Below are 18,517 nucleotides of genomic sequence, written 5' to 3'. Positions count from 1 at the left end.
GAACTGGTCGACGGAGCAACGTCGGCTAGGTCGGAACCCGGAGAAACGATGCAGCCGACAATCGGACTCATGGAAGCTCGCGATGTCGAGGCCCTTGCACGGATGCGCCTTGCCGCCTTCTTCGAGGGCTCGGGAAGGACGCTCGAGGAAGACATCGTCGGCCTCGGCAGGCTATCGGCACGCGACAGCTTCGAAGCCGCTTTTGTGGCTCGTGACGGTGACGCCGCGGTCGGTACCTGCCTGCTGGTCCGCAACGAACTGGAACCGGCGCATGATTTGACGCCCTGGCTGGCCGGGCTTGTCGTCGATGCCGGGCATCGGGGCCGGGGGATCGGCACGGCGCTGGTCGGCGCGGTCGAAACGCGTGCAAAGTCGCTCGGCGTCGACATGCTCTATCTCTACACTTGGGAAGCGCGCGACTTCTACGCCAGGCTCGGCTGGATGGCGGTCGAGACGTTCGAACAGGACGGCGGCACGATGCTTTTGATGTCGCGCAAGCTCAGCCTATAGCTGTCCGGCCAGATAGCCGAGCGCAAAGGCCGTGGCCAAGGCAATGGCGATGACGGTTCCGCGCCGCCCGCCGGGGGAATGCAGCCCGACGCCATAGGGTGGGCGCTCCAGCCTGTGGATCACGACGGGCGGTCTGGCCTCAGCCTCGCCAAGGCCGGCCAGCCGCATCTGCGGCAGTTCGGCGATGCGTTGCGAGATCAGCTGCCAGCGATTGTCGGGTGTGCCGTCCGACGGCGCCGCGCGATCGAACACATGCATCCGTTCGGCGAGCCGCAGCACCGTGTCGCGGAAAGCAGGGTCGATCTCCAGGTCGCGCTCGGCGCGCTGGCGGTCCCTGTCGTTCATCAGGCCAAGCACATAGTCGCCGGCACGGGCGATGCGGTCGCTTTCACTGGCCATGACGCTTCTCCCTCCCTCACCAGTGCGGCGGCTTGGTCACCGGCACGTCGGGCGCGGACTGTTCCTCCAGCGCCAGGAACCGGTCGGTCAGCGCATCGAGCTTGCGCTGCATGCGCTCGATCACCTTCCACTGCTCGGCGATCTGGCCGGACAGTTCCTCGATCGTCTTTTCCTGCTCGGTGGCGCGGATTTCCAGCGTCGTTAGCCGGTCGGCAGGCATGATCATTCAAAACCCCGGTAGGTTGCGCGGCTCCGAGGCCGCGTGTCCATATTAGCGAATGTGAAGGTCCCGGACACGTTCGAAATTGACAACCGCGCGGGGATTTGTCGAGAGTGGACAGCACTCCGGCCAATTGGCACGGGCGGGGTGTCATGCTAGGCGTTTTGACCAAGCGATAAAAATAAGAGTGGGACATGGCGCAAGCCGCAATCGAGCTGATCGGCATCAACAAGAGTTTTGGCGCCGTGCGCGCCAATCGCGACATCAATCTGGAAATCGTTCGCGGCACCATCCATGGCATCGTCGGCGAGAATGGCGCTGGCAAGTCGACGCTGATGTCGATCCTCTACGGCTTCTACCAAGCCGACAGCGGCGAGATCCGCGTCGGGGGCCAGCCTGCATCGATCAAGACGCCCAATGACGCGATCACGCTGGGCATCGGCATGGTGCACCAGCACTTCATGCTGGTCGACAATTTCTCGGTGCTGGAAAATGTCATTCTCGGCGCCGAAAGCGACGCGCTTTTGAAGAAGAGCATCGCCAAGGCGCGGTCCGAGCTGGAGCGGCTCGAACGCGAGTATGGGCTCGAGGTCGATCCCGACGCGATCATCGAGGAATTGCCGGTCGGCCTGCAGCAACGGGTCGAAATCCTCAAGGCGCTCTATCGCGGCGCCGAGATCCTGATCCTCGACGAGCCGACCGGCGTTTTGACGCCGGCCGAGGCCGACCACCTGTTCCGCATCCTCAAGCAATTGAAGGAACAGGGAAAAACGGTGGTGCTGATCACCCACAAATTGCGCGAGATCATGGCCATCACCGATACGGTGTCGGTGATGCGCCAGGGTACAATGGTGGCAACCAGGGAAACCAAGAAGACGACGGTCGAGGAACTGGCCGAACTGATGGTCGGGCGGCGCGTGCTGCTCAGGGTCGAGAAGGGCGAAGCGGCGGCCGGCGGCGTCAAGCTCGCGGTCAAGAACCTGACGGTGAAGGATTCGCGCGGCGTCACCATGGTCGACGACGTTTCCTTCGACCTGCGCGCCGGCGAGATCGTCGGCATCGCCGGTGTCGCCGGCAACGGCCAGTCCGAACTGCTCGAGGCGATATCCGGCATAAGGCACGCCGTGTCCGGCTCGGTCATGCTCGACGGCAAGCCGATCGACCTTACCGGCAAGGCAGATCCGGGCGAATTGCGCGATCGTGGCCTAGCCCATGTGCCGGAGGACCGCCATCATGTCGGCCTGGTGCTGGCCTTCGAGGAGAATGAGAACTCGATCCTCGGCTATCACGACGACGAGCGCTATCTGAAGGGGCCGTTGCTCGACATCGACGCCATCCGCAACGATGCCAAGGACAAGATCACCAAATACGACATCCGTCCGGCGGACTGCCGGCTGAAGACCGCCAACTTCTCCGGCGGCAACCAGCAGAAGATCGTGCTGGCGCGGGAGATGGAACAGGATCCGGGCGTGCTGATCGTCGGCCAGCCGACGCGCGGCGTCGATGTCGGCGCCATCGAATTCATCCACAAGCGCCTGATCGCCATGCGCGACCAGGGCAAGGCGGTGCTGGTTGTTTCGGTCGAACTCGACGAGATCCGCTCGCTCTCCGACCGCATCCTGGTGATGTTCGCCGGCCGCATCGTCGGCGAGCGCGGCCCCGAGGCGACGGAAGGCGAACTCGGCCTGCTGATGGCCGGTGTCGAGCAGCGGGAGGCCGCGGAATGAGCACGCCCTACGCCAAGCTGCCGGCCTGGGCCGACTACGGCCTGATCCCGGTGATCAATCTGTTCGTCGCCTTCGTCGTCGCCGGGTTCGTGGTGCTTCTGGTCGGAGAAAATCCGTTCCGCGCCGCGGTCATCCTTGTCGAAGGCGCCTTCGGCAGGGGCACGGGCATTGCGTTTACGCTTTTCTACGCCACCACCTTCATCTTCAGCGGGCTTTCGGTGGCGGTTGCGGCGCATTGCGGCCTGTTCAACATCGGTGGCGAGGGCCAAGGCTACATTGCAGGGCTCGGTATTGGTGTCGTCTGCCTGGCCTTCGACAGCGTGCTGCCGTGGTGGCTCACCTTCCCGCTGGCGATCATTGCATCCGCGGCGATGGGAGCGCTGTGGGCGTTGATCCCGGCCTATCTGCAGGCCAAGCGCGGCTCGCACATCGTCATCACCACCATCATGTTCAACTTCATCGCCGCCAGCGTCATGGTCTATGCACTGGTCGGCTTCCTGAAGCCGGCCAGTTCGATGGCGCCGCAGACGCGCACCTTCCTCGACGGCGCGCAACTGCCGAAGCTCAACTGGGTCATCGAACTGTTCGGCGCCAAGATACGCTCGGCGCCGCTCAACATCAGCTTCCTGCTGGCGCTGGTGATGGCCTATCTGGTCTGGCTGCTGATCTGGCGCACCAAGCTCGGCTACGAGATGCGAACCTACGGCCACAGCCCGAAGGCGGCACGCTATGCCGGCATTTCGGAAACCCGCATCGTCATCGTCGCCATGATGATCTCGGGCGCACTGGCCGGCATGATGGCGCTCAACCCGACAATGGGCGACCAGCACAATGTCGCGCTCGATTTCGTCTCCGGCGCCGGTTTCGTCGGCATTGCGGTGGCGCTGATGGGACGCCTGCACCCGGTCGGCATCGTGCTGGCGGCGATCCTGTTCGGAATGCTCTATCAGGGCGGTGCCGAGCTCGCCTTCGAGATGCCGGCGATTTCCCGCGACATGATCGTCATCATCCAGGGCCTGGTCATCCTTTTCGCCGGCGCGCTCGAACACATGTTCCGGCCCTACATCCAGGCGCTGTTCGCTTCGATCAGCCCGAAAGCGGTCGGCATCGAAGCGGTCAAGGGGAAGGGCGCCTGAGATGGATATCTTCATCGCCATCGTGCAGATACTCGACTCGACCATCCGCCTGTCGGTGCCGCTGCTGCTGGCCTGCCTCGCCGGCCTCTATTCGGAGCGCGCGGGCGTCTTCGACATCGGGCTGGAGGGCAAGATGCTGGTCGGCGCCTTTGCCGGTGCCGCGGCCGCGTCGATCCTGCACTCGGCCTTGCTCGGCCTCGGCACGGCGATCCTGATTTCGGTCGCTTTCGCGCTGATCCACGGCTTCGCCTCGATCACTCATCGCGGCAACCAGATCGTTTCCGGCGTGGCGATCAATTTCATCGCCGCCGGTTCGACCATCATGCTCGGCCAGCACTGGTTCCAGCAGGGCGGGCGCACGCCGGCGCTGGCGCCGGGCGAACGCTTCGAGGCGATCACCTGGCCCGGCGTCGATGCGGTGCGGGGCGTGCCGATCATCGGGCCGATCTATTCGGAGCTGATCTCCGGCCACTCCATACTGGTCTACATCGCCTTCCTGATGGTGCCGTTCACCTGGTGGGTGCTGTTCCGCACCCGCTTTGGGCTGCGGCTGCGCGCCGTCGGCGAGAACCCGGCGGCCGTCGACACGGCCGGCATCTCGGTCGCCTGGCTGCGCTACAGGGCGCTGATCTGCACCGGCATTCTCACAGGCGTTGCCGGCGCCTATCTGTCGATGGTGCAGAATGGCGGCTTCGTGAAGGACATGACCGCCGGCAAGGGCTACATCGCGCTGGCGGCGCTGATCTTCGCCAAATGGAAGCCGGTCAACGCCATGTTCGCCTGTCTTTTGTTCGGCTTCCTCGACGCGCTGTCGATCCGGCTGCAAGGCACGCCGCTGCCTGTCATCGGCAAGGTGCCGGTGCAGTTCATGCAGGCGCTGCCCTATGTGCTGACCGTGATCCTGCTTGCCGGCTTCATCGGCAAGGCGATCCCACCGCGTGCCGGCGGCGTGCCCTATGTCAAGGAACGCTGAGCGATCGCGAAGCGGAAATCGGCATCTGCCAACGAATACCGGCTTTTGAACAAGATCGTGGGAGAGAACAACTGAATGTCGCATGATCTGTTCGAGGCGGCCAAAGCGGCGATGGCCAAGGCCTATGCGCCCTATTCGAAGTTTCCGGTTGGAGCGGCGCTGCGCACCGAGGACGGTCGCGTCTTTGCCGGCGCCAACATCGAGGTGGCGTCCTATCCCGAGGGCTGGTGCGCCGAGACCACGGCGCTCGGCCATTACATCATGGGCGGCGGCGGCAAGATCACTGAAATCGCGGTCATCGCCGAGCGGATGGCGAAATGCTCGCCCTGCGGCGGCTGCCGGCAGAGGCTGGCGGAATTCTGCCGGCCGGAGACAAAACTCTATCTTTGCGACAATGGCGGCGTGGTCGAGACCGTGACGATGGGCGAGATGCTGCCCTACGGCTTCAAGGGCGACATTTTGAAATGAAGAGTTGGCTGAAATGAAGAGCTTGGTTGAAATGAAGAGCTGGCTGAAATGATCGAAAAAGCTCTGGATCATCTCGTCGAAAGGCTGGGCGGGCTGGCACCGGCGATCGCGTTGGTGCTGGGTTCCGGCCTCGGCGGACTTGTCGACCAGGTCGAGGACGCCCGGCGCATCTCCTATGCCGAGTTGCCGGGCTTCCCGAGAAGCGGCGTCAGCGGCCATGCCGGCGAGGTGGTGGCCGGGCATTTTGCCGGCACGCCGGTGCTGATGCTGTCCGGCCGCGCCCATTACTACGAGCACGGCAACGCGGCTGCGATGCGGCCGGCGCTGGAGGTATTGGCCGGCATCGGCATCACGCAATTGATCCTCACCAACGCCGCCGGCTCGATCGATCCGGAGATGGGGCCGGGCTCGGTGATGCTGCTCACCGACCACATCAATTTCTCCGGCTCCAACCCACTGATCGGCGAACCCAGCGACCGCCGCTTCGTCGGCCTCACCGAGGCCTATGATGCCGGTCTGCGCAAGGCGATAGAGAAGGCGGCCAAGGCGACCGGTACAGACTTGCACAAGGGCGTCTATATGTGGTTTTCCGGACCCTGCTTCGAAACGCCGGCCGAAATCCACATGGCGCGCATCATGGGTGCCAATGCCGTCGGCATGTCGACGGTGCCGGAAGTCATTCTCGCCCGCTTCCTTGGCTTGCGCGTCGCCGCCTGCTCGGTCATCACCAACCTTGCCGCTGGGATGACCGGGGCTGAACTTTCGCACCAGGAAACCAAGGACATGGCGCCGCTCGGCGGCGCGCGGCTGGCGACGATCCTCAAGCGCGTGTTCCAGGACGGGCTGCCGGAGAGTAAGGTCTAGGCCCTGATGCTTCCCCAGGAAATCATTCGCCGCAAGCGCGACGGCCACAGACTGTCCGCGCCCGAGATCGCCAGCTTTGTCGACGGGCTGACCGCCGGCAGCGTCACCGAGGGTCAAGTCGGCGCCTTCGCCATGGCGGTGTTCTTCAACGGCATGAGCCGCGAGGAGGCGGTGGCGCTGACGATTGCCATGCGCGATTCCGGCGACGTGCTCGACTGGTCGGACCTGCCCGGCCCGGTCACCGACAAGCATTCGACGGGCGGCGTCGGCGACAATGTCTCGCTGATGCTGGCGCCGATCGTCGCGGCTTGCGGCGCCTATGTGCCGATGATCTCCGGTCGCGGCCTTGGCCACACCGGCGGCACGCTGGACAAGATGGATGCCATCCCAGGCTACGTCAGCCAGCCGGATCTGGCGCTCTTCCGCAAGACTGTGCTCGAAACCGGCTGCGCCATTATCGGCCAGACCGCCGATCTGGCGCCCGCCGACCGCCGTTTCTATGCGATCCGCGACGTGACCGGGACGGTGGAATCGGCGCCGCTGATCACCGCCTCGATCCTGTCGAAGAAGCTCGCCGCCGGACTGGGCTCGCTGGTGCTCGACGTCAAGGTCGGCAATGGCGCCTTCATGGAGAAATCGCGCGATGCGACCGCGCTGGCCAACAGCCTGGTCGAGGTCGCCAATGGCGCCGGGCTCAGGGCCTCGGCTTTGGTCACCGGCATGAACGAGCCGCTGGCGTCCGCCGCCGGCAACGCGGTCGAGGTGCGCAACGCCGTCGATTTCCTCACCGGGCGCTTCCGCGACAAACGGCTTGAGGATGTGACGCTGGCGTTGGCCGCCGAGATGCTGCAGTCGGCCGGGCTGGCTGCGTCCAACCAGGACGGTATCAGGCGCGCAGCCGAAACGCTTGCCGGCGGCCGCGCGGCCGCCGCCTTCCAGCGCATGGTGGCCGCGCTCGGCGGCCCCGTCGATTTCGTCGACAGACCGGAAAAATACTTGCCCAAGGCACCGGTGGAACTGGCCGTGAAGGCGCCAGAAAACGGTTTCGTCACCGGCATCGCAACGCGCGACATCGGGCTTGCCGTCGTCGGCCTCGGTGGCGGGCGCACCCGGCCCGACGACAGGATCGATCATGCGGTCGGCATCACCAGGCTGTTGCCGGTCGGAGCTGAGGTGCCTTCTGGCGAGGCACTGGCGCTGGTCCATGCCCGGACAATGGCGGATGCGGAAGCGGCTGCCGCGGCGGTGCTTGCGGCCTATACGATCGGCGCTTCGAAGCCGGCGGCTGAAAAAACCGTCATGCGGCGGATCCTGCCGCGCAGATAGGGTGTCGTTGTCCTACTGGACAAGCAGCAGCGCGCCGTTTTCGACCTCATACTTCTGCAGTTTCTGCAAAAAGCTCATGCCGATCAGATTGGTGCGCAGCGCCTTGTCGTCGAGCACGACCGCCTGGATGTTGTCGACCGAGATCTTGCCGATCTGCAGGCGGTCAAGAGTGATCACCGCCGCCTTGATGGCGCCGTTGGCGGTGTTGACCTGATGGATGAAATCCGACGGATTGAGCGAGATGCCGATGCGGCGCGCCGTCGAGGTGTTGATGGCGACCAATGTGGCGCCGGTGTCGATTAGGCCGTCGACCTGACGGCCGTTGAGCTTGAAGGTCGAGGTGAAGTGGCCGCGCGCGTCGGCGTTGACCACCACCTTGCGGCCGAGCGGCAGGGGAGCGGCAGGCTTGTCCGGCACCGAGGCGAGGTTTAGGTCCGGCTGCGTCTCGACTGCCGGCTTGGAGGCCACCGCCGATCTCAGCAGTCCGTCCAGCATCTCAGGGTTCGACTGATAGACGATCGGGATCGATGCCGAGGTTCCGGCAAAGACGCCAAGGAAGAGAAGCTTGCGCAGCATGAATGGACCTTCGTGAAGGCCCTATCTCTACGCCGACATGGTGTTTTCAGCTTTAACGCGCGCGGGAACCGCGCCTTTGCGTAAACGATTGGTAAACTGTCGGCGGAAGGCCCAAGTCGCCGTCACTTCGTCCCGTACATGCGGTCGCCGGCATCGCCGAGGCCGGGCATGATATAGCCCTTGTCGTTGAGCTGGCGATCGATGGAGGCGGTGAAGACCGGGACATCCGGATGCGCCTTGATGAAGCGCTCGATGCCTTCGGGGGCCGCCAAGAGGCACAGGAAGCGGATGTTGGTGGCGCCGCGCCCCTTCAGCTTGTCGATCGCCGCAATCGCCGAATTGGCGGTCGCCAGCATCGGGTCGACGACGATCACCAGCCGGTCGGCGAGATCGCTCGGCGCCTTGAAGAAATATTCCACCGCCTCGAGCGTTTCATGGTCGCGGTAAAGCCCGATATGGGCGACGCGCGCCGCCGGCACCAGATCGAGCAGGCCTTCGAGCAGGCCGTTGCCGGCGCGCAGCACCGAGGCGAAGACCAGCTTCTTGCCCTCGAGCGTCGGTGCTTCCATCGTCTCGATCGGTGTCTCGATCTCGGTCGTCGTCAATTCGAGATTGCGGGTGACCTCGTAGCCGAGAAGCAGTGAGATCTCGCGCAGTAACCGCCGGAAGCCGGCTGTCGAGGTCTCCTTCTTGCGCATGATGGTCAGCTTGTGCTGGACAAGCGGATGGTCGACGACGGTGACGCCCTGCATGGTGCTCTCCTGGAATTCCGGCTGCTTGGCCGAACCCTAGCGACAATGTGCCGGCCAAGGAACCGCTTGCCGTCGTCGGGCCACAGCTTTTGCTGGAAATTTGCCAGTGAAGAGATCAGCGCACGGCGCCGTTGAGGCGGGCGAGGAGGGCTGTCCTTGTTTTCCGGTCGACGAAAGCCGCCTCGATCGCCGTCCTGGTGACAGCCGTGAGCGCCTTGTCGTTCATGGCGAAATGCTCGGCGGCGATATCGTATTCGCGCTTCAGCGAGGTCCAGAAATAGGGCGGGTCGTCGGAGTTGAGCGTCACCTTGCAGCCCGCCGCCTTGAGCGCCGGAAAAGGATGGTCGGCAAAACTGTCGAACACCTTGAGCGCGATGTTCGAGCCGGGGCAGCATTCGAGCACCACGCCCTCGTCGGCGATGCGGCGGACGAGGTCGGGATTCTCGATGGCGCGCACACCGTGGCCGATGCGGGACGGGCGGATGTGGTCGAGCGCTGCCTTGACGCTTTCCCAGCCCATCAGTTCGCCGGCATGGATGGTGATGCCGAGCCCTGCCTCGCGCGCGATCTCGAAGGCGCGGACATAGTCCTCGAAGTCTCCCATGCGCTCGTCGCCGGCAACGCCGAAGCCGGTCACCAGCGGGTGCCCGCAACGGGCGGCGAAGCGCGCCGCCTGCTCGATCGATTCGACGCCGACATGGCGCACGCCGGTGACGATCATGCGGCCCTCTATGCCGGTCTTGGCCTTGGCGCGGACCATGCCTTCGCCGAGCGCTTCGGTGTAGGCCTTGGGCGACAAGCCTGCCTTCTTGGCATGGTCGGGCGAGGTGAAGACCTCGGAATAGATGGCGCCGTCGCGGGCGAGGCTGGTCAGGTAGTGGTCGGCGAGGCGCGCATAGTCCTCTTCGGTACGGAACAGGTCGGACGAGAAATCGTAAGCCGCCAGGAAGGACGTAAAATCGTGCCAGACGAAGGAGCCGTCCTGGATGTAGGGCGACGTGTCCTTGCCGTATTTGCGCGCCTGGATGATGACGAGTTCGGGCGCCGCTGCCCCTTCTATGTGGCAGTGCAGTTCCGCTTTCAATGGCATTCAATCATCCCGTCACGTCGGTCCAGGTCGCATAAGCCCACCACCTGGAAGCGCGGCCGAACACCGCGCCTTAAACAATAGCGCCCGCACCATCGATCGGCTATGGTCCCGCCGGTTTTATGACGGATCAAAATAATGTCAGTTGAGAGAACCACGGCCGCGGGCGGCATGGAAACCTCCTATGGTTTCAAGCGGGTAGGGGCAGACGACAAGCAGTCGCTGGTCAACGACGTTTTCCACAAGGTGGCGAACCGCTACGACCTGATGAACGACCTGATGTCGGCCGGGCTGCACCGGCTGTGGAAGGACGCCATGGTGACATGGCTCAATCCGCCGAAACGGCCTGGCTGGAAGGTGCTCGATGTTGCCGGCGGTACCGGCGACATCGCTTTCCGCATCGTCGAGGCGAGCCACGGCAACGCGCACGCGACGGTGCTCGACATCAACGGCTCGATGCTCGCCGTCGGCCGCGATCGCGCCGAGAAAAAGGGCCTCTCCGACAACACCGATTTCGTCGAGGCCAATGCCGAGGAACTGCCTTTCCCCGACGCCACCTTCGACGCCTACACCATCGCTTTCGGCATCCGCAATGTGCCGCGCATCGATGTGGCGCTGGCTGAGGCCTATCGCGTGCTGAAGCCTGGCGGACGCTTGCTTTGCCTGGAATTTTCCGAGGTCGAGATGCCGCTGCTCGACAAGGTCTATGAGGCCTGGTCGTTCAACGCCATCCCGAAGATCGGTCAGGCGGTCACCGGCGACGGTGAGCCCTATTCCTATCTGGTGGAGTCGATCCGCAAATTCCCCAATCAGGTGAATTTTGCTTCCATGATCACCCGCGCGGGCTTCGGTCGCGTCACGTTCCGCAACTATTCGGGCGGCATCGCCGCGCTTCATTCGGGCTGGAAGCTTTGAGGCGAGTGCAGCGATGAGTATAGTCGGCGCCGCCTTTCGGCTCGCACGGGCCGGCTGGGTGCTGGTCCGCGAGGGCGTCATCGCCGCCTTGCCGGGCGAGGAGCTTTCCGGCCTGCCGAAATTCGGCTGGCGCATGGCGCGGCTGTTCACCCGACGCCGCGCGCTTGCCTACAAGCGTGGCGACCGTCTGGCCAAGGCGGTGGTGCGGCTGGGGCCGTCCTACGTCAAGCTCGGCCAGTTCCTGGCGACGCGGCCCGATGTCGTCGGCAACGATATGGCGCTCGATCTGGCTCTGCTGCAGGACAAGATGCATACGTTCCCGCAGGCCGAGGCGATCGCCGCCATCGAGGCCTCGCTGGGACGCAAGATCGGCGAACTCTACGCCGGCTTCGACGGTGCCGTCGCCGCCGCGTCGATCGCCCAGGTGCACAGCGCCGAGACCATCCATGAGGGCGTTTCGTCGAGGGTGGCGGTGAAGGTGATCCGGCCGGGCGTGCGCCGCCGTTTCTTCCACGACCTCGAAAGCTATTTCCTCGCCGCGCGCCTGCAGGAAAAGTACATCCCCTCGTCGCGCCGGCTGCGGCCGGTCGAGGTGACCGAGACGCTGGCGCAGACAACCAAGATCGAGATGGATCTCAGGCTCGAGGCGGCAGCGCTTTCGGAACTCGGCGAGAACACCAGGGACGATCCGGGCTTCCGTGTGCCGTCGGTCGACTGGGAGCGCACCGGCCGCGATGTCCTGACCATGGAATGGGTCGACGGCGTCAAGATGAACGACATTGCCGGCCTCGCCGAGGCAGGCCACGATCTCAAGGCGATCGCCGCCAACCTCATCCAGTCGTTCCTGCGCCAAACGTTGCGCGACGGCTTTTTCCATGCCGACATGCATCCGGGAAACCTGTTCGTCGAGGGGGACGGCACCATCGTTGCCGTCGATCTCGGCATTGCCGGCCGGCTCGGCAAGAAGGAGCGCCGCTTCCTTGCCGAAATCCTCTACGGCTTCATCACCCGTGACTATTTGCGCGTCGCCGAAGTGCATTTCGAGGCCGGCTATGTGCCGCGCCAGCACAATGTCTCGGCCTTCGCACAAGCGATCCGCGCCATCGGCGAGCCGATCCATGGCCAGCCGGCCGAGACCATCTCGATGGCCAAGCTGCTGACGCTGCTGTTCGAGGTGACCGAACTGTTCGACATGGCGACGCGGCCGGAACTCATCCTGCTGCAGAAGACCATGGTGGTGGTCGAAGGCGTCGCCCGCACGCTCGACCCGGCCTTCAACATGTGGAAGACGGCCGAGCCGGTGGTTGGTGACTGGATCGCCGGCAATCTCGGTCCGCGCGGCCTGCTGGTCGATGCGCGCGACGGCGCCAGGGCGATGCTGGCGCTGGCCCGCCAGGCGCCGGACCTTGCTGTCCGCACCGAGCGGCTGTCGCGCGAGATCGACCTGATGGCCGAGCACGGCTTGCGCTTCGACGAAACGACGGCGCGCGCCATCGGCAAGGCCGAAGCGCGCTACACCCGCTCCGGCCGGCTGGCACTGTGGGTGATCGCGCTGACGCTGCTCTATATTGCGTGGCGGATTTTCTAAGGTGTGTTGATATTCAGGTGATGCCGGCCTGCAAATGGCGGTTTCCTGCGCTTCCGGTGCTCACGTACTTTAAGTACGCTCCGCTCCGGTTCTTGGAAACTACCTAGTTTGGTCGGTTCGCGCCCGTCTTCGACTCCGGCCCGGCCTGACCTGAATATCAACACACCTTAGCCGCTTGTTCTGGCATGATTGCATTGCTATCATTGCTTCCAGAAATTTCGAGCAAAGTGCAATCACATGGCCAGCATCACCATTCGCAACCTCGATGACGCGGTCAAGGACCTGCTGCGGAAACTGGCGGCGGAGAACGACCGCTCGATGGAGGAGCAGGCACGGGTTATGATCCGCGCCGCGGTCGAGGGCCAACTCGGCCCGGCCGGCCGCATCGACCAGATCGAACAGACGCTGCGCGAACTGGCGAGTGCACGCAGCCCGGCGGCGCCGATCGCTGCTGCGGCGAGCAAGGTCCTGCCGCGTGGCAGCCTCTTCGGCAAGCGCATCCTGCTCATCATCGGCGGCGGCATCGCCGCCTACAAGGCGCTCGATCTGATCCGCCGGCTGCGCGAGCGAGGGGCCGCGGTGCGCGTGGTGATGACATCAGCAGCGCAGGAATTCATCACGACGCTTTCGGTCGGCGCGCTTTCGGCCGACCATGTCTTCACCGATTTGTTCGACCGCAATGACGAGCACGACGTCGGCCATATCAGGCTGTCGCGCGAGGCCGCTCTGCTGGTCGTGGCGCCGGCCACCGCCGACCTGATGGCGAAGCTCGCCAATGGCCATGCAAATGATCTCGCCTCGACCGTTCTTCTCGCCACCGACAAGCCTGTGTTGATGGCGCCGGCGATGAACCCAAAAATGTGGTCGCATCCGGCGACGCGCCGCAATCGCGCGACGCTGGGCAAGGACGGCATTGCCTTCATCGGACCGGCGAAGGGCGAGATGGCCGAGAGCAAGGAGGCCGGCGAGGGCCGCATGGCCGAGCCGCTGGAGATCGTTGCTGCCATCGAGGCGCTGCTCGACACCAGGCCGAAGCCGCTTACCGGCCGCAGGATCATCGTCACCTCCGGGCCGACGCATGAGCCGATCGACCCGGTGCGCTACATCGCCAACCGCTCGTCCGGCAAGCAGGGCCATGCGATCGCCGCTGCCCTGGCAAGGCTTGGCGCCGACGTGCGCCTCGTCTCCGGGCCGGTCAACATTGCCGATCCGGCCGGTGTCACGACATTGCATGTCGAAACCGCGGCCGAAATGAAGGAGGCGGTCGAACAGCTGCTACCGGCCGATGCCGCGGTGTTCGTCGCCGCGGTCGCCGACTGGCGCACCGCCAATGCCGCAGGGGAAAAGATCAAGAAGGTGGCGGGCGAGGGGCCGCCGGCGCTGCAGATGATCGAAAATCCTGACATCCTTGCCGGCGTCGGCCATCACAAGCAGCGGCCGGGGCTGGTCGTCGGCTTCGCCGCCGAAACGCAGGACCTCGTCAACAATGCCGAGGCCAAGCTTCGGAAGAAGGGCGCCGATTTCATCGTCGCCAATGACGTCTCGCATGAAAGCGGCATCGGTCCCTCGGGCGTTATGGGCGGCGACCGCAACAAGGTGCGGATCGTCTCCAGGACCGGCGTCGAGGAATGGCCGGAGATGGGCAAGGACGAGGTGGCGGCGCGGCTCGCCGCCCTGATCGCCGAACGCCTCAAAACCATTGTGGTCTGAAGCCTCGATCAGCCGGCTGCCTTCTCCAGTCGCGCCTCGGGGAGCGTGATCCTCAAGGCCGCCAGGCATCCGACGATGCCGAGCGGCACGAAGGCGAGGAACAGCCAACTGGCGACGCTGGCCGCCGCCTCACGGTTCAACCCTTCCGAAAAGCCGCTGGCATTGGCAATGATGCCGGCCATGGCGGCGCCCACCGCATAGCCGATGCGCTGCATGGTCGGCACGGCGGCAGAAGCGATGGTCTGCTCGCTGTCGCCGGCCGAGGCGACGATGACGCGGGTCAGGAAAGGCCAGGCGACACCGAAGCCGCCGCCTTGCAGCAGGGCGCACAGCAGGATCAACGGAATGGAACCCGCCGGGATCGTATAGGCGAAGCCGGCAATGCCGCAGGCGATCATCAGCGCGCCGATGACGATGATCGGCCGCTCGCGTTCCTGCGGTGCGTTGGCGACCAGGATCGACAGGATCGACCACGAGATCGACTCGGCGGCGATGATATAACCCGTGGTCAGGATCGGGATGTCGTGCAGGCTGGTCAGCAGCAGCGGTCCGTAGACGCCAAAGGAGATGGTCGCCACCGAAAAGGCGGCGACCATGGTCATGCCGTTGCCGACTGGCGAGCGCCACGAGAACAGCCTGGCCGGGAACAGCCGCGATTGCGGTTTCAGCGCGTCGACGCGGAAGAACAGCGCGAGGCCGATCAAGCCGAAGCCAAGCAGCAGCGACGAGCGCAGCAGGGCAATGTCGACGCCCGCCATGGCGATCAGCACGACGCTCACGGCGAGGCAACCGAGCGCGACATAGGGGAAGGGCGGCGCCGTGCCGCCGGTTGCCTGCGGCCGGGTAGCCTGTGGCGTGTTGAGCACGATGAGGCTCGCAAGCGCGACGGCGATGCCGCCCAGGGTGAAGATGCCGACGGCCCAGCGCCAGGACAAAAGCTCGGTCATGATCGCCCCGATCATCGGCCCGCTGAAAGCGGCGATACCCCAGATCGCCGACAGGATGCCGAAAAGCTGCGGCCAGATGTTGCGCGGAAACAACCGTTCGACCGAGACGAATGCCAGCGACACCAGTGCGCCGCCGCCCAACCCTTCGATCAGCCGCCCGGCGAGAAACTGGGGCATGGACGGGGCGATGGCACTGACCAGGGCGCCAGCCGCATAGAGCAAGGCGGCGACCACCATGTTGGTGCGCAGCGGAACATAGCTGACCAGCCGTCCGGCGGCGGCTCCGGCGACGATGGCGCCAAGCTCGTAGATCGCCAGCGACCAGCCGACCAGCTGCACGCCGTCCAGTTCGCCGACCATGGCCGGCATCACCGTCGCCACCATCGTCTCGTTGGTGGCGTAGAGCAGAATGCCGAGGTTGATGAAGCAGAAGCGCGCCAGATCGCCGCTCGCCCACAGTGCGCGCCAATCGACCTTGTTGCTGGTTTTCATGCTCACATCATTCTCCCGACTTGCCGGCCGTTAAAAGGGTCGGAGCGTGCGTCGAAAACGATGCGCCGTCCGTCGGGAAGCGCTTTTAGAACCTCAACCGCGGTTGAGCTCAAGCGGTTTTTTAAGACGCTTGCGCAGCCAAGCTGCGGACGGTCAGTTCGCGGTACTGCGCAGCTGGAACTGGCTGACGCCGATGGCGATGTTGATGCCGGTCTGCGTCTGCAGGCTGAGCGGCTGCAGCGTGAAGGCTTGCGAGGAGCCACCGACCAGGAGATTGGCGCCGGCGCCGACCGCCGCCGTCACTTCTGCACTGGCGCCGATATAATCGCCGGCCAGTGCTCCGGGCGCATAGATGTTCTTCAGCGGCGTCAGCACCAGCCACTGCATCACGCTCTGCTTGGTGGTGCCGATGTCGAGCCCGTATTTGTTGACGGCGCCGAAATAAGCTTCCGGCGCGAAGGTCTTGTCGGCCGGCGTGAAGGTGCAGCTCAGATCCTTGCTCGAGCCGAAGATGAAGCCGGTGCCGCCGCCGATGGCGCATTCCAGTGTGCCGAGTTCGATGCCTTGGTCCCGGGCGTGAGCCTGTCCTGTAAGCGCTGCCGCGATCGCGGCAACGGCGATGATGGTTTTGTGCAAGGCGTTCCCCCAAAAAGCATGCGGTGCGGAGACAGTAGCCTGTTCCGCGCCGCGCGTAGAGGGATCAAATGCGCTTATTTGAACGAGTGGATCAGCTGGAGCGAGGCCACGGCTACCGCCAGATTGACGCCGGTCTGCGCCTGGACGCTGAGCGGCTCCAGCATGAAGGCGCCGTCCAGCCCGCCGACCAGCAGATTGGCGCCGCCGCCGGTCACGATGCTGGCCTCGGCATTGACGCCGTAATAGCTGCCGGCGAGGTCGCCTTCATCATGGCTGCGGGTGGCTGCCAGAACTGCCCATGCCAACTGGCCCTGATGCGTCTGGCCGATATCGACGCCGAGCTTCGAGATCATCCCGGTGTACTGCTCGGACGGCCCGTGATGATAGGGACGAAATGTGCAGGACACGCCCTTGTTTGACGTGATGACATAGCCGACGCCGCCATCGATGGTGCAATCGAGCGTGCCGAGCCGGAGCGCGCCGGCGCTGACGGGAGAGGCGAGGAGCGTGATGGCCAGCGCTGAGGCACAAACAAGTATCTTGATCATCGGGAAAGGTCCCTTTCGCAAATTTCGCAAACTAGCCCCGATTAACGATCGAGGTACGCGGAGCGTTCCGCCGAAAACTTGGCGCGAACATGGCGAGAGTTAATGTGCCGTTATCGGGGCAAGGGCGACGCGTGGCGAAACGCTGCCTTGAGCCCGTACGGGCTCAAGGTCGGACTGAACAATGATTATTGCCGTTAGCTAGCGGTGGCGCTTGAGGTGCGCGACAGACCGTCCTTGGCCGGCTGGTAGGTCGGATCGAGATGGATCGCCTCGCGGTAGGACTTCGCGGCTCTCACCTTGTCGCCGCGCCGTTCGTAGATCAGCGCCTGGTTGGCCCAGGCCTCGGCGTTCTTGCCGTCGAGCTTGATGGCCATGTTGAAGTCGGAGAAGGCGTTGTCCTCGTCGTTCATGGCGAGATAGGAGAGGCCGCGGCCGTTGTAGGGCTCGGCGGCGTCCGGCGCCAGCGAGATGGCGGTCGAGAAATCCTCGATGGCGAATTTGTGCTGGCCCTGGCTCTGATAGATCAGGCCGCGATTGTGATAGGCGCGCGCATCTGTCGTATCGAGCTGGATCGCCTTCTGGAAATCGTTGAAGGCCTCGGTGGTGCGGCCCGCCTTGCGATAGAGGTTGCCGCGGCCGATATAGGCGGCGTCGTAGTTCGAATTGATCTGGATCGAACGGTTGTAGTCGGCGAGCGCGGCCTCCTGGTTGCCGAGGAAGCGCTGGATCAAGGCACGGTTCGAATAGGCCTGGTAGAAATTCGGATTGAGCTGGATGGCGGTGTCGAAATCCTTCAGCGCCGCCTGGTACTGGCCGCCACGGCCATAGGCCGAGCCGCGCACATTGTAGGCTTCCGGATCCTGGGGGTTGCGCTGGATCACGGCCGACAGCGAGGAGATGTTCTCGGTCGAGCCTTGCGCCTTGTCGATGTTGGTGAATTCGCCGGTCGGGGCCGTCTGGCAGCCGGCAAGCGCCAAGCCGGAAAGCAGGGCTGCCGTCAGGGCGAAGCCGCGCAATGCGGTTCTGCGCTCCACGGAAATTGCGTTCATGTCTGCTCTGTCCTCACTGCCCGCCGCGCCGTCAGGTCCGTTCCCTCTCCGAACCGGGTCGAAATTATCGCAAGTGCTGGAGCGTACCATGTGTGTCCAAGCGGACGCACGTCGCTCTAAATAAAAAGGTGGCGGCGATTCCGCATCGCGCCACCTTGGGTATCCTTCGAAAAGGACGAAAAATTGGCGGTATCAGCGCGGCGGACGCGCTGCACCGGCGGCACCGGCCGCAACCGGGCGCGGCGTCATCGGCAGCAGGCCTTCGCGCTGGGCGCGCTTGCGGGCCAGCTTGCGGGCGCGACGCACGGCCTCGGCCTTTTCACGGGCGCGCTTCTCGGAAGGCTTCTCGTAATGTCCGCGCATCTTCATTTCGCGGAAAATGCCTTCGCGCTGCATCTTTTTCTTCAGCGCGCGAAGCGCCTGATCAACATTGTTGTCGCGGACGAGTACCTGCACGGGCAATCCTGTCTTTCGGGTTTGATATCAACAGGCAAGCGGCCATAGCCACGAGCCTCCGCGGCGAGTTACACCACGAATTGTGGCGGCTGATAGCAGAATCAGGCCGCGCTGTCCACAGCCGAAATGAGGCTGTGC

At 64.4% G+C, this 18,517-nt stretch carries 20 protein-coding genes; 10 read left to right on the top strand and 10 right to left on the bottom strand.

All coding sequences use genetic code 11. The annotated features are described in order from the left end of the window. The first annotated feature begins 48 nt into the window (after positions 1-48). A complete protein-coding gene (locus tag ACSQ3Z_RS22395; protein ID WP_436173443.1) occupies positions 49-510 on the top strand; it encodes a GNAT family N-acetyltransferase in 462 nt (153 codons plus the stop codon). Here ACSQ3Z_RS22395 and ACSQ3Z_RS22390 read toward each other — a convergent pair. Beyond that, a complete protein-coding gene (locus ACSQ3Z_RS22390) occupies positions 505-909 on the bottom strand; it encodes a hypothetical protein (protein ID WP_436173442.1) in 405 nt (134 codons plus the stop codon). The two genes, ACSQ3Z_RS22395 and ACSQ3Z_RS22390, sit on opposite strands and share 6 nt — an antisense overlap. A gap of 16 nt (positions 910-925) precedes the next feature. Next, on the bottom strand, positions 926-1,132 hold the full coding sequence (locus ACSQ3Z_RS22385; RefSeq protein ID WP_436173963.1) for a SlyX family protein: 207 nt from the start codon (positions 1,130-1,132) through the stop codon (positions 926-928). A 191-nt stretch (positions 1,133-1,323) separates the two neighbouring features. On the opposite strand from ACSQ3Z_RS22385, the gene ACSQ3Z_RS22380 reads away from it, so the two are divergent. The 6 genes from ACSQ3Z_RS22380 to deoA all read left to right on the top strand — a co-directional run bounded on the left by ACSQ3Z_RS22380 (position 1,324) and on the right by deoA (position 7,623). Next, on the top strand, positions 1,324-2,856 hold the full coding sequence (locus ACSQ3Z_RS22380; RefSeq protein WP_436173441.1) for an ABC transporter ATP-binding protein: 1,533 nt from the start codon (positions 1,324-1,326) through the stop codon (positions 2,854-2,856). Further along, a complete protein-coding gene (locus ACSQ3Z_RS22375; RefSeq protein WP_436173440.1) occupies positions 2,853-3,992 on the top strand; it encodes an ABC transporter permease in 1,140 nt (379 codons plus the stop codon). The genes ACSQ3Z_RS22380 and ACSQ3Z_RS22375 overlap by 4 nt, the downstream gene beginning before the upstream one ends. A gap of 1 nt (position 3,993) precedes the next feature. Further along, positions 3,994-4,965, top strand: coding sequence for an ABC transporter permease (locus tag ACSQ3Z_RS22370; RefSeq protein WP_436173439.1), 972 nt, complete (start codon positions 3,994-3,996; stop codon positions 4,963-4,965). A gap of 75 nt (positions 4,966-5,040) precedes the next feature. Beyond that, positions 5,041-5,433 (top strand): cytidine deaminase, encoded by a 393-nt coding sequence (cdd, locus tag ACSQ3Z_RS22365; RefSeq protein ID WP_006203166.1) that lies wholly within the window; start codon positions 5,041-5,043, stop codon positions 5,431-5,433. A 48-nt stretch (positions 5,434-5,481) separates the two neighbouring features. Then, positions 5,482-6,297: a purine-nucleoside phosphorylase gene (locus ACSQ3Z_RS22360; RefSeq protein ID WP_436173438.1), complete on the top strand. Its 816-nt coding sequence runs from the start codon at positions 5,482-5,484 to the stop codon at positions 6,295-6,297. 6 nt (positions 6,298-6,303) lie between these two features. Further along, complete coding sequence (gene deoA, locus ACSQ3Z_RS22355) at positions 6,304-7,623, top strand: thymidine phosphorylase (RefSeq protein WP_436173437.1); 1,320 nt, start codon at positions 6,304-6,306, stop codon at positions 7,621-7,623. 12 nt (positions 7,624-7,635) lie between these two features. On the opposite strand, the gene ACSQ3Z_RS22350 is transcribed toward deoA, so the two are convergent. The 3 genes from ACSQ3Z_RS22350 to ACSQ3Z_RS22340 all read right to left on the bottom strand — a co-directional run bounded on the left by ACSQ3Z_RS22350 (position 7,636) and on the right by ACSQ3Z_RS22340 (position 10,041). Beyond that, positions 7,636-8,199, bottom strand: a complete 564-nt coding sequence (locus ACSQ3Z_RS22350; protein WP_436173436.1) for a TIGR02281 family clan AA aspartic protease — start codon at positions 8,197-8,199, stop codon at positions 7,636-7,638. Positions 8,200-8,321: 122 nt separating this feature from the next. Then, positions 8,322-8,951, bottom strand: coding sequence for a uracil phosphoribosyltransferase (gene upp / locus ACSQ3Z_RS22345; RefSeq protein WP_006203161.1), 630 nt, complete (start codon positions 8,949-8,951; stop codon positions 8,322-8,324). A 115-nt stretch (positions 8,952-9,066) separates the two neighbouring features. Then, positions 9,067-10,041, bottom strand: a complete 975-nt coding sequence (locus ACSQ3Z_RS22340) for an adenosine deaminase (protein ID WP_436173435.1) — start codon at positions 10,039-10,041, stop codon at positions 9,067-9,069. A gap of 135 nt (positions 10,042-10,176) precedes the next feature. Here ACSQ3Z_RS22340 and ubiE point away from each other — a divergent pair, with 135 nt between their 5' ends. From ubiE to coaBC, 3 genes are all read left to right on the top strand, one after another. After that, entirely contained in the window at positions 10,177-10,953 is a 777-nt protein-coding gene (ubiE, locus tag ACSQ3Z_RS22335) for a bifunctional demethylmenaquinone methyltransferase/2-methoxy-6-polyprenyl-1,4-benzoquinol methylase UbiE (RefSeq protein ID WP_436173434.1), read from the top strand. Positions 10,954-10,966: 13 nt separating this feature from the next. Next, positions 10,967-12,541 (top strand): 2-polyprenylphenol 6-hydroxylase, encoded by a 1,575-nt coding sequence (ubiB, locus tag ACSQ3Z_RS22330; protein WP_436173433.1) that lies wholly within the window; start codon positions 10,967-10,969, stop codon positions 12,539-12,541. Between the two features lie 237 nt (positions 12,542-12,778). After that, a complete protein-coding gene (coaBC, locus tag ACSQ3Z_RS22325; protein ID WP_436173432.1) occupies positions 12,779-14,251 on the top strand; it encodes a bifunctional phosphopantothenoylcysteine decarboxylase/phosphopantothenate--cysteine ligase CoaBC in 1,473 nt (490 codons plus the stop codon). Between the two features lie 8 nt (positions 14,252-14,259). On the opposite strand, the gene ACSQ3Z_RS22320 is transcribed toward coaBC, so the two are convergent. The 5 genes from ACSQ3Z_RS22320 to rpsU all read right to left on the bottom strand — a co-directional run bounded on the left by ACSQ3Z_RS22320 (position 14,260) and on the right by rpsU (position 18,379). Beyond that, on the bottom strand, positions 14,260-15,696 hold the full coding sequence (locus tag ACSQ3Z_RS22320; RefSeq protein WP_436173431.1) for an MFS transporter: 1,437 nt from the start codon (positions 15,694-15,696) through the stop codon (positions 14,260-14,262). Positions 15,697-15,843: 147 nt separating this feature from the next. Continuing rightward, positions 15,844-16,326: a DUF992 domain-containing protein gene (locus ACSQ3Z_RS22315; RefSeq protein ID WP_436173430.1), complete on the bottom strand. Its 483-nt coding sequence runs from the start codon at positions 16,324-16,326 to the stop codon at positions 15,844-15,846. A gap of 74 nt (positions 16,327-16,400) precedes the next feature. After that, positions 16,401-16,874: a DUF992 domain-containing protein gene (locus ACSQ3Z_RS22310; RefSeq protein WP_436173429.1), complete on the bottom strand. Its 474-nt coding sequence runs from the start codon at positions 16,872-16,874 to the stop codon at positions 16,401-16,403. 194 nt (positions 16,875-17,068) lie between these two features. Continuing rightward, positions 17,069-17,923 (bottom strand): tetratricopeptide repeat protein, encoded by an 855-nt coding sequence (locus ACSQ3Z_RS22305; RefSeq protein WP_436173428.1) that lies wholly within the window; start codon positions 17,921-17,923, stop codon positions 17,069-17,071. Between the two features lie 192 nt (positions 17,924-18,115). Continuing rightward, positions 18,116-18,379 carry a 30S ribosomal protein S21 gene (gene rpsU / locus ACSQ3Z_RS22300; protein ID WP_008874389.1) on the bottom strand — a complete coding sequence of 88 codons (264 nt, stop codon included), beginning with the start codon at positions 18,377-18,379 and terminating at the stop codon, positions 18,116-18,118. Between the last annotated feature and the right edge of the window lie 138 nt (positions 18,380-18,517).

Source organism: Mesorhizobium sp. LjNodule214, assembly GCF_964252735.1.
Classification (GTDB): domain Bacteria; phylum Pseudomonadota; class Alphaproteobacteria; order Rhizobiales; family Rhizobiaceae; genus Mesorhizobium.
Note: the sequence above shows the minus strand (reverse complement) of the source record. Positions and strands in the feature narration are given on the sequence as shown.

What these genes read in the sequence shown, in the direction of transcription:
- ACSQ3Z_RS22395 (WP_436173443.1), top strand. Translation starts at nt 49, where the DNA reads ATGCAGCCGACAATCGGACTCATGGAAGCTCGCGATGTCGAGGCCCTT.
- ACSQ3Z_RS22390 (WP_436173442.1), bottom strand. Translation starts at nt 909, where the DNA reads ATGGCCAGTGAAAGCGACCGCATCGCCCGTGCCGGCGACTATGTGCTT.
- ACSQ3Z_RS22380 (WP_436173441.1), top strand. Translation starts at nt 1,324, where the DNA reads ATGGCGCAAGCCGCAATCGAGCTGATCGGCATCAACAAGAGTTTTGGC.
- ACSQ3Z_RS22375 (WP_436173440.1), top strand. Translation starts at nt 2,853, where the DNA reads ATGAGCACGCCCTACGCCAAGCTGCCGGCCTGGGCCGACTACGGCCTG.
- ACSQ3Z_RS22370 (WP_436173439.1), top strand. Translation starts at nt 3,994, where the DNA reads ATGGATATCTTCATCGCCATCGTGCAGATACTCGACTCGACCATCCGC.
- cdd (WP_006203166.1), top strand. Translation starts at nt 5,041, where the DNA reads ATGTCGCATGATCTGTTCGAGGCGGCCAAAGCGGCGATGGCCAAGGCC.
- ACSQ3Z_RS22360 (WP_436173438.1), top strand. Translation starts at nt 5,482, where the DNA reads ATGATCGAAAAAGCTCTGGATCATCTCGTCGAAAGGCTGGGCGGGCTG.
- deoA (WP_436173437.1), top strand. Translation starts at nt 6,304, where the DNA reads ATGCTTCCCCAGGAAATCATTCGCCGCAAGCGCGACGGCCACAGACTG.
- ACSQ3Z_RS22350 (WP_436173436.1), bottom strand. Translation starts at nt 8,199, where the DNA reads ATGCTGCGCAAGCTTCTCTTCCTTGGCGTCTTTGCCGGAACCTCGGCA.
- upp (WP_006203161.1), bottom strand. Translation starts at nt 8,951, where the DNA reads ATGCAGGGCGTCACCGTCGTCGACCATCCGCTTGTCCAGCACAAGCTG.
- ACSQ3Z_RS22340 (WP_436173435.1), bottom strand. Translation starts at nt 10,041, where the DNA reads ATGCCATTGAAAGCGGAACTGCACTGCCACATAGAAGGGGCAGCGGCG.
- ubiE (WP_436173434.1), top strand. Translation starts at nt 10,177, where the DNA reads ATGTCAGTTGAGAGAACCACGGCCGCGGGCGGCATGGAAACCTCCTAT.
- ubiB (WP_436173433.1), top strand. Translation starts at nt 10,967, where the DNA reads ATGAGTATAGTCGGCGCCGCCTTTCGGCTCGCACGGGCCGGCTGGGTG.
- coaBC (WP_436173432.1), top strand. Translation starts at nt 12,779, where the DNA reads ATGGCCAGCATCACCATTCGCAACCTCGATGACGCGGTCAAGGACCTG.
- ACSQ3Z_RS22310 (WP_436173429.1), bottom strand. Translation starts at nt 16,874, where the DNA reads ATGATCAAGATACTTGTTTGTGCCTCAGCGCTGGCCATCACGCTCCTC.
- ACSQ3Z_RS22305 (WP_436173428.1), bottom strand. Translation starts at nt 17,923, where the DNA reads ATGAACGCAATTTCCGTGGAGCGCAGAACCGCATTGCGCGGCTTCGCC.